Genomic DNA, 8,697 nt, shown 5'->3' with positions numbered 1-8,697 from the left:
GTCGCGGTGCGCCAGGCCGAGCGCGAGGGCTGGGACGCCGCCGGGCGCGACGCCGCGATCGCCCGGGTCCGGGAGGCCCGCCCCACGGCGGTGAACCTGGCCGCCGGGGTGGACCGGGTCCTGCCGTTCGTCGCGCAGGGCGCCGACGCGGTGGCGGCCGAGGCCCAGGCCCTGCTCGACGAGGACGTGCGCGGCAACCGGGCCATCGGGGCCTTCGGCGCCGACTGGATCCTCGCCCGGGCGGGGGACCGGCCCCTGCGCGTGCTGACGCACTGCAACGCCGGCTCGCTCGCCACCGCCGGCTGGGGGACGGCCCTCGGCGTCGTCCGGGAACTGCACGGCCGGGGACGCGTCGAGATCGTCTACGCGGACGAGACCCGCCCCCTGCTGCAGGGCGCGCGGCTCACCGCGTGGGAGCTCGACCAGGCCGGGATCCCCTGCGTGGTGCAGGCGGACGGGGCCGCGCCGAGCACCGTCCTGCGCGGGCTGGTGGACGTCGCGGTCATCGGCGCCGACCGGATCGCCGCCAACGGCGACACCGCCAACAAGATCGGCTCGGTCGGCGTGGCGCTGGCCTGCCGGGAGGCCGGGATCCCGCTGGTGGTCGCCGCGCCGTGGAGCACGGTCGACCTCGCGCTCCCCGACGGCGCGGGCGTGCCGATCGAGGAGCGCGACGCCGGGGAGGTCCTGGCCTGGGGCGGCGCGCGGACCGCCCCGGAGGGGGTCGGCGCGTACAACCCCGCGTTCGACGTGACGCCCGCCCGCCTCGTGACCGCGCTGGTCACCGAGACGGGCGTGCTGGAGGTCTCGGCTGGCGCCACGCCCGCGGCCGCCGCCGCGTCCCGGGTCTAGCTCCGCGGACGGGTCAGAAGTACGTGCCGAACAGGTCCGTGGACGGCCAGGTCGTCACCGCGTTCGCGACCTTGTGCAGCGGGGCGCTGAAGTCGTCGTACTCGTAGGTGAGCCCGGAGGGGTCGTCGCGCTGGTCGAACAGCAGCGCCCAGGTCACGCCGTCGTAGCGGCGCGTCACGATCGTGCTGGTTCCGTCGAGCGCGCCGGAGTGCCAGGTGTTCCGGCCGCCCGTCACGTCGCGCACGTACCAGCCGAAGCCGTAGTAGGACCCGCCCGAGTTCAGGCCCGTCTCCGGCTTGGCGAAGATCGAGGCGATCGAGGAGGAGTTCAGCACGCTCGTCCCGCCGTCGTGGATCCGGGTGAAGCGCACGTAGTCGACGGCGGACGCGAGCCAGCCGCCCATCGCGGTGCGGTTCTCCACGTTGAACGTGCCGTAGGGGGCGGGGAGGGTCGTCCCGGCCGCGTCGAACACCGACGGGCCGGTCCGCTGCGAGAAGTAGGGCACCTCCCCGGGCGCGCGGTCGGCCTTCAGCGACCGGCCGGGCCGCATCCGGGTGATCCCCATGGGGCCCAGCACGCTCTGCTGGACGTACTGCTCGTAGCCCATGCCCGCGGCCTTGGCGATGATCTGGCCGAGGAGCAGGTAGCCGTAGTTGCTGTAGGCGAACGTGGTGCCGGGGTCGTGGTCGAGCTTCAGGCCCGTCCCGTACTGGACCATGTGCTCCCGGGTGATCGGCAGCGGAACGCCCAGCAGCTGCGCCGTGGCGCGGTCGCGGTAGGTCGGGTCGCCGGAGACGTCGCGGTCCCAGCCGCCGAGGTGCTGCAGCAGCCGCCGCACCGTCACCTGCGCGAGGCGCGGGTCGGCGGACTGGCCGGGCGGCGGCGTCAGCGTCAGCAGGTCGGTCACGGGCGCCGACAGGCTGAGCCTGCCGTCCTGGACGAGCCGGGCGACCGCCGTCGCCGTGACGGCCTTGCTGAGGCTGGCGAGCCGGAACAGCGACGTCGGCTGGACGCTCAGCGCCGCGTCGTCGCTCCAGGTGTAGCCGCGCGCGAGCACGAGCTTGCCCTTGCGCATGACGGCGAGCGACCCGCACGGGATGTTCCGGGCCTGCATCAGCGACTTGACGGCGCTGTCGAAGCCGCCGAGCCCGGCGCCCGCCGTCCCGGAGACCCGCCACGTCCGCGTGCCCGCCCGCGTCGCCGCCCGCTGGGTCGCCGTGCCGCATCCGCCGGCGAGCGCGGGCGCCGCGAGGCCGAGCCCCGCAGATCCCACGAGCCTGCCGAAGTCCCGCCGACTGAGCCCCTGCGCCATCGCGTCCCCTCCAGATCACCCGCCCCCACAAGATCCAAATGGGGTGCGCGGGGAAACTAACATGATCTTGAGGCGAGGTGGCCGGTTTCCGGCGGGAACGCCTTCCGGGTCACTCCTCCGGGGTGAGGGTGCGGGTGGCGGCGCGCAGTCCCTCGAACAGGCGGGCCTCCTGCTCCCTGGCGGCGCGGACGTCGCGCTCCGTGAACAGTGCGTCGTTCAGCCCGGGCAGCCGCTGCGTGGCGTAGCCGGTGTCGATCCCGGGCGCGTAGATCTGGTGCCGGTACCAGGGGCGGCCCGGCAGCCCGGCCCGCGCCAGCAGGTCCCGCTCCGTCTGCATGATCTTGTCGTTGAGGCGGCGGAACGCGGCCGTGTCGCCCTCGCGCAGTGCCTCCCCAGCGCGCGCCTGGAGCGCCTCCGCCGCCCGCTGCCAGGCCCCGGCCTGCGCGATGTCGCGCGAGACGTCCACGACCACGGACCCGAGCCGCCTGCGCTGCTCGGCGGTGAAGTCGGCGAGGTACCGGGCCGTCTCCTGCGCGTACGGGCGGTAGCCCATCGCGATCACGTCGGCGTTGGCGAGCCGCAGCGTCGCGATGCCGGCCAGCCGCGCCATCGCCGCGTGGTACTCCCAGGACGGGTCGCCGAAGTGCTCCATCCAGTAGAAGTCGTCGCAGGAGCAGTGGTAGTTCCCGGACGATCCCGGCGACGCGGCGCCGACGTCCATGGCGGGCACCCCGTACCGCTGGAAGAACGCCTGGAAGTCCGAGCCGCCGCCGATGCGGTCGATCGGGGTCTCGCCGGCGTTCTGCGCCTTCCACGCCTCGTACAGCGTCCCGTCCGTGCCGGGCCAGAGAACCTCCTTGGAGGCGTCGATGACCGAGCGGTCCAGCGCGGGCGTCGCCGACGCGCCGAAATGCGACCCTCCGGCGCCGTCCATGTTCACGTAGGCGACGGTGTTGCGGAGCAGGTCCGCGCGCTGCTCGGCGTACTCGGTGGAGCCGAACAGCCCGTACTCCTCGCCGTCCCACGTGGCCAGGACGACCGTGCGCTTAGGACGCCACCCCTTCTTGAGCAGCGTCCCCAGGGCGCGCCCCACCTGGAGAACGTTCTCTGTGCCCGACAGGTTGTCGCTGCTGCCGTACACCCAGGAGTCGTGGTGCGCGCCGAGCATGACCTCCTGCTCGGGGTGCTCGCTGCCGGGGATCCGCACGATGACGTCCCACAGCGGGCGCACCTGGAAGGTGTTCTTCACATCCAGGTGCGCCTGCGTCCCGCCCGGCCCGAACCGGTACGGGAACGGAAGGCCGCCCTGCCATTCCTTCGGCACCTCCTTGCCCTTCAACGCGCGCAGCAGCGGTTCGGCCGCGCCGTAGGAGATGGGCGTGGTCGGGACCAGCCCCTTCAGCATCGGCGCCTCCGACGGCGGGACGCGCCGCGCGCCCTTCACCGACGGCCAGCCGGGCGTCTGGGGGTCCCCGGCCGCGAGCTGGATCTGCGCGATGCTGCCGCGCTGGATGCCGTCGGAGGCGCGCCACGGCCCGGCCGGGTACACCGGGCCGCGCGCGGACCCGTCGTCGGCCGGGTCGGAGTAGATGAGCACCGCCTTGGCGCCGCGCCGGGCCGCCTCGCGCGGCTTGATGCCGCGGAACACCGCCCCGTACCGGACGAGGACGATCCTGCCCTTGACCGAGACGCCGTTCCTGGCGAGCAGCGAGAAGTCCTCGGGGCGGCCGTAGTTGGCGTAGACGACCTCGCCCCGCACGTTCCCGGACGGCGACATGCCGTTGTGGGAGGGGACGACCTGGTCGTAGAACCGCTGCCAGGGCCGCGGCCTCTCCTTGACCGGCAGGGTCCGGTGCCGCGGCGCCGTCATCTCGACCCGCACCCGCTCCGGCATGGACAGGTAGGCGTAGTACGTCCTGACCTCGGGCTTCAGGCCGTAGGACCGGAGGCGGGCGACGATCCGCCCGACGCGGTGCCGGTCACCGGTCGTGGTGGCCAGCGCGGGCTCGCGCGCCAGCTCGGCGTCCAGGTCGCGGGCCGTCCGCGCGGACGGGACGGCCGACAGCAGCCGCTCGTACCGGCGCTGCCACTGCGCGCTCTTCGCGGTGAAGCCCGCGATCGGACCGTCCTTCGCCGGGGCGGGGGGCGAGGCCGCGGCCGGAGCGGCCGCGAGCGCGAGGACGACGGACAGGACGGGGCCGCCGGCCGCGGCCAGTGCCCGGGTTCGGGAGCGGAACACCGGTGATACCTCCCAGTACGCGTTGTATGGGTGCTGGTGTACGGGTGCGCCCGGAACGTATGTCGTGATCACGGGAAGATCCAGAACGTCTGCCGGATCCGGCCATCCCACCGGGCCGATCGGGCACCATGGTGGGCGTGCCGGCCTCCCCGAACCCACCCGCCACGCCGCGTCCGGCGGAGCTGGAGGCGGTGCTGGAACGGATCACCTACGCCAACGAGGACACCGGCTACACCGTCGCGCGCGTCACGACCGCCAAGAGCGGGCCCGACCTGCTCACCGTCGTGGGCGCGCTGCTCGGCGCGCAGGTGGGGGAGAGCCTGCGCCTGGTGGGGCGGTGGCGCTCGCATCCGAAGTACGGCAAGCAGTTCGAGGTCGACTCCTACACGACCGTCCTGCCGGCGACGATCCAGGGCATCCGCCGCTACCTCGGCTCCGGCATGATCAAGGGCATCGGCCCGGTGATGGCCGACCGGATGGTCGGGCACTTCGGCACCGACATCCTGCGCGTCATCGAGGAGGAGCCGGAGCGGCTCGTCGAGGTCCAGGGCCTCGGCCCCAAGCGCACCAAGCGCATCGGGGACGCCTGGCAGGAGCAGAAGGCCATCAAGGAGGTCATGGTCTTCCTGCAGGGCGTCGGCGTCTCCACGTCCCTGGCCGTCCGCGTCTACAAGCAGTACGGGGACGCCTCGATCGACACCGTCCGCAAGCGGCCCTACCAGCTCGCCTCGGACGTGTGGGGCATCGGGTTCAAGACCGCCGACACCATCGCGCAGGCCGTCGGCATCCCGCACGACAGCCCCGAGCGCATCAAGGCGGGCCTGCAGTACACGCTGTCGGAGGCCGCCGACGACGGGCACTGCTTCCTGCCCGAGCCCAACCTCGTCACCGCGGCGGAGAAGATCCTCGGCGTCGGGCGGGAGCTGATCGTCCCGGCGCTCGACGAGCTGGCGGGCGAGGAGGGCGTCGTCCGGGAGCCGATCCCGGGGGACGGCGACGACGCCGCGACGATCCCCGCCGTGTACCTCGTCCCGTTCCACCGGGCCGAACGCTCCCTGGCCCGCGGGCTGCTGGAGCTGCTCGACGCGCCCGCCGACCGGCTCAAGGCGTTCGCCGACGTCGACTGGGGCAAGGCGCTGCCGTGGCTGAAGCGGCGCACCGGCCAGGCCCTCGCCCCCGAGCAGGAGGACGCGGTCAAGCTCGCGCTGACGTCCAAGGTGGCCGTGCTGACCGGCGGCCCCGGCTGCGGCAAGAGCTTCACCGTCCGCTCGGTGGTGGAGCTGGCCGCCGCCAAGAACGCCAAGATCGTGCTGGTGGCGCCGACCGGCCGGGCGGCCAAGCGCCTCGCCGAGCTGACCGGCCACGAGGCCGCGACCGTGCACCGCCTGCTCCAGCTCCAGCCGGGCGGCGACCCAGGTTCGACCAGGACAACCCCCTGGACGCCGACCTGGTCGTCGTCGACGAGTGCTCCATGGTCGACCTCATCCTGGCCAACAAGCTGGTGAAGGCGATCCCGCGCGGCGCGCACCTGCTGCTCGTCGGGGACGTCGACCAGCTCCCCTCCGTCGGCGCGGGCGAGGTGCTGGCCGACCTGCTCGGCGCCGAGGCCGTCCCGCGCGTCCGGCTGACGAAGATCTTCCGGCAGGCCCAGCAGTCGGGCATCGTCGTCAACGCGCACCGCGTCAACTCCGGCGAGCACCCCCACACCCGCGGCTACCCCGACTTCTTCCTGTTCCCCTGCGACGAGCAGGACGAGGCCGCCGAGCTGACGGTCGACGTGGTCGCCCACCGCATCCCGCGCAGGTTCGGCCTCGACCCGCGCCGCGACGTCCAGGTCCTCGCCCCCATGCACCGGGGCGCCGCCGGGGCGGGCACGCTGAACTCGCTGCTGCAGGAGGCGCTGACCCCGCACGACGACGCCCGTCCCGAGCGCCGCTACGGCGGCCGCGTGTTCCGCGTCGGCGACAAGGTCACCCAGCTCCGCAACAACTACGACAAGGGCGAGGCCGGCGTCTTCAACGGCACCGTCGGCGTCGTCACGTCCGTGTCCCAGGAAGAGCAGTCACTGACCGTCGTGACCGACGAGGACGAGAGCGTCGACTACGCCTTCGACGAGCTGGACGAGCTCGCCCACGCGTACGCGATCACGATCCACCGCTCGCAGGGCAGCGAGTACCCGGCCGTCGTCATCCCGCTCACCACCGGCGCGTGGATGATGCTGCGCCGCAACCTGCTCTACACCGGCATCACCCGGGCCAAGAAGCTGGTGGTCCTCGTCGGGTCGCGCCGGGCCCTGGCCGCCGCCGTCCGCACCGCCGGCGCCGGCCGCCGCCACACCGCCCTCACCCACCGCCTGTCTCAGAGGTAACGGGCCAGTTCCCAGGGGTCGTGGGCGCAGAAGATCTCGATGTCGCCACCGCGCGCCAGGTCCCGCAGCCGGGCCACGTTCGCGAGGCGCAGCTCCCGGTCGACCTCGCCGCCCGCCTGGACGAGCTCCATCAGCGGGTGCACGACCGGGTCGGGGCGGTCGACCTCCCCGTGGTACATGTACGCGTCGCCCGCGTGCAGCAGCCAGCGGTCGCCGTCGCGGACCGCCACGCCCGCGTGGCCCGGCGTGTGGCCGCCGAGGGGGACCAGCAGGACGTCCTCGGGCACGCCCTCCAGCGACCGGACGCCCTCGAAGCCGTGCCAGGTCTCGCCTTCGGCGCCCGCGTAGGCGACCCACTCCGGGCCGTGGGCGAGCTGGGCCGGGGTCTTGCCTCCGTCGGCGAGCTCCGCCTCGAACAGGTGGACCGCCGCGTCCGGGAAGTCGCTCAGCCCGCCCGCGTGGTCGCGGTGCAGGTGCGTGGGGACGACGTGCCGGACGTCGGCCGCCGCGTACCCGAGCGCCTCGATCTGCCGGACGGCCGTCGCGGACGGGTCGAGGGTCGGCCCCGCCATCTCCACCCAGTCGTCCAGCAGCCGCTCGGACGGGCGCTCGATGTCGCCGAGCCCGATGCCGGCGTCCACGAGCACGAGGCCGGCCGAGTCGGTCTCCACCAGCAGCACGTGGCCCACGGCCCGCGCGGGCCGCAGCGGGCTCTCCGGCCCGTCGGCCGGTTCGATCTCCCGCATGGGAGCGCAGTCGAGATGGCGGACGCGCATGGGGTTCTCCTTCAGAGCAGGTCGCCGAGCTGGCGGGTGACCTCGTGGATGACGGACACGTCGCGCCGGACGCGGGCCAGCATGACCGCGCCCTGGACCGACGACAGGACGAGCGCGGCCAGCGGATCGGCGCGCTCGTCTGGCACGCCCCAGCCGCGCAGGGCGGCCGCGATGCCGTCCTGCCACTCGGTGTAGGTGCCGTCGCAGGCGGCGCGGATGGTCTCGCTCTCGGCGGCCGTCTCCAGCGCCACCGTCGCGACCGGGCACCCCTTGCCGAAGCCGGACTCCAGCAGCGCGTTCGCGAAGTGGTCGCCGAGGGCCGCGAGGCCGGCCCGGCCGTCCGGCGCGGCGATCAGGGCGCCCGCGAGCGCCTCGCCTACCGCGCGGCCGGAGAGCGCGACCGACTCCGACGCGAGCTGCTCCTTGCCGTCCGGGAAGTGGAAGTACAGCGAGCCCTTCGGCGCCCCGCTCTCCGCGAGGACCTGGTTGAGCCCGGTGCCGTGGTAGCCCTGCCGCTGGAACAGCTCCGCCGCCGTCCGCAGCACGCGCTCGCGCGTCTCGCCCCGAGGTGTCATGGGGCGATACTAGGTAGACTGGTCTAGTACGTCAACGCCGGAGCGCGGCGTGCAGCGCCTCCATCGCCCCGGCGATCCGCGCGCGCGGCTCCGCGGTGCGGACCAGGCCGTCCTCGCCCACGTCCGGCCGGGTCACCGGGATGCGCGCGCACGCGGCCTCGACGATCTGGGTGCCCGCGTAGCCGAGCACCTTGCGCAGCGAGGCGTGCGCGTCGCCGCCGCCCGTGGGCGCCGAGGGGGAGGCCACGTTCAGCCAGGCGACGGGCTTCTCGTAGATCTCGCCGCCGCCGATCGTCCAGTCGAGCAGGTTCTTGAACGAGCCGGGCAGCGCGCCCGCGTACTCCGGGGTGCAGATCAGCAGGGCGTCCGCGGCGCCGATCGCCGCGCGCAGCCCCGCGACGGCCGGGTGCGGCGGCTCGCGGTCGTCGTCGGGGTTGAAGTGCGGCAGGTCGCCCATGCCGGCGTAGAGCGTCGTGTCAAGCCCGTCCGGCGCCACCGCCCGCGCGGTGCGCAGCGCCGCCTCGTTCGTGGACCCCTTGCGCAGGCTCCCGCAGAGCATCAGCACGTTCGTCATG

6 protein-coding genes and 1 pseudogene are annotated in these 8,697 nt (G+C 73.9%); 2 read left to right on the top strand and 5 right to left on the bottom strand.

The features are described 5' to 3' along the window. Positions 1-852, top strand: an 852-nt coding sequence (gene mtnA, locus ABWI04_RS32045; RefSeq protein WP_353834766.1) for an S-methyl-5-thioribose-1-phosphate isomerase, incomplete at its 5' end; no start/stop codon positions are given. 13 nt (positions 853-865) lie between these two features. Here the strand turns inward: mtnA and ABWI04_RS32040 are convergent. Further along, positions 866-2,164: a serine hydrolase domain-containing protein gene (locus ABWI04_RS32040; protein ID WP_345182466.1), complete on the bottom strand. Its 1,299-nt coding sequence runs from the start codon at positions 2,162-2,164 to the stop codon at positions 866-868. Between the two features lie 109 nt (positions 2,165-2,273). Beyond that, positions 2,274-4,403, bottom strand: a complete 2,130-nt coding sequence (locus ABWI04_RS32035) for a M28 family peptidase (protein ID WP_353834765.1) — start codon at positions 4,401-4,403, stop codon at positions 2,274-2,276. Positions 4,404-4,531: 128 nt separating this feature from the next. Between ABWI04_RS32035 and recD2 the strand changes: the two are divergent. After that, positions 4,532-6,771 (top strand): annotated as a pseudogene (gene recD2, locus ABWI04_RS32030) (SF1B family DNA helicase RecD2). Here recD2 and ABWI04_RS32025 read toward each other — a convergent pair. From ABWI04_RS32025 to ABWI04_RS32015, 3 genes are read right to left on the bottom strand one after another with little or no spacing between them, the layout of a single operon-like run. Next, positions 6,762-7,547 (bottom strand): MBL fold metallo-hydrolase, encoded by a 786-nt coding sequence (locus ABWI04_RS32025; protein WP_345182472.1) that lies wholly within the window; start codon positions 7,545-7,547, stop codon positions 6,762-6,764. The pseudogene recD2 and the gene ABWI04_RS32025 sit on opposite strands and share 10 nt — an antisense overlap. A gap of 11 nt (positions 7,548-7,558) precedes the next feature. Then, on the bottom strand, positions 7,559-8,122 hold the full coding sequence (locus ABWI04_RS32020; RefSeq protein ID WP_353834764.1) for a TetR/AcrR family transcriptional regulator: 564 nt from the start codon (positions 8,120-8,122) through the stop codon (positions 7,559-7,561). A gap of 31 nt (positions 8,123-8,153) precedes the next feature. Beyond that, on the bottom strand, positions 8,154-8,696 hold the full coding sequence (locus tag ABWI04_RS32015; RefSeq protein WP_353834763.1) for an NADPH-dependent FMN reductase: 543 nt from the start codon (positions 8,694-8,696) through the stop codon (positions 8,154-8,156). Position 8,697: the final 1 nt, after the last annotated feature.

The sequence above is a fragment of the Actinomadura sp. NPDC000929 genome (assembly GCF_040492065.1).
Classification (GTDB): Bacteria; Actinomycetota; Actinomycetes; order Streptosporangiales; family Streptosporangiaceae; genus Spirillospora; species Spirillospora verrucosospora.
This window is presented reverse-complemented; position numbering and strand designations above follow the sequence as displayed.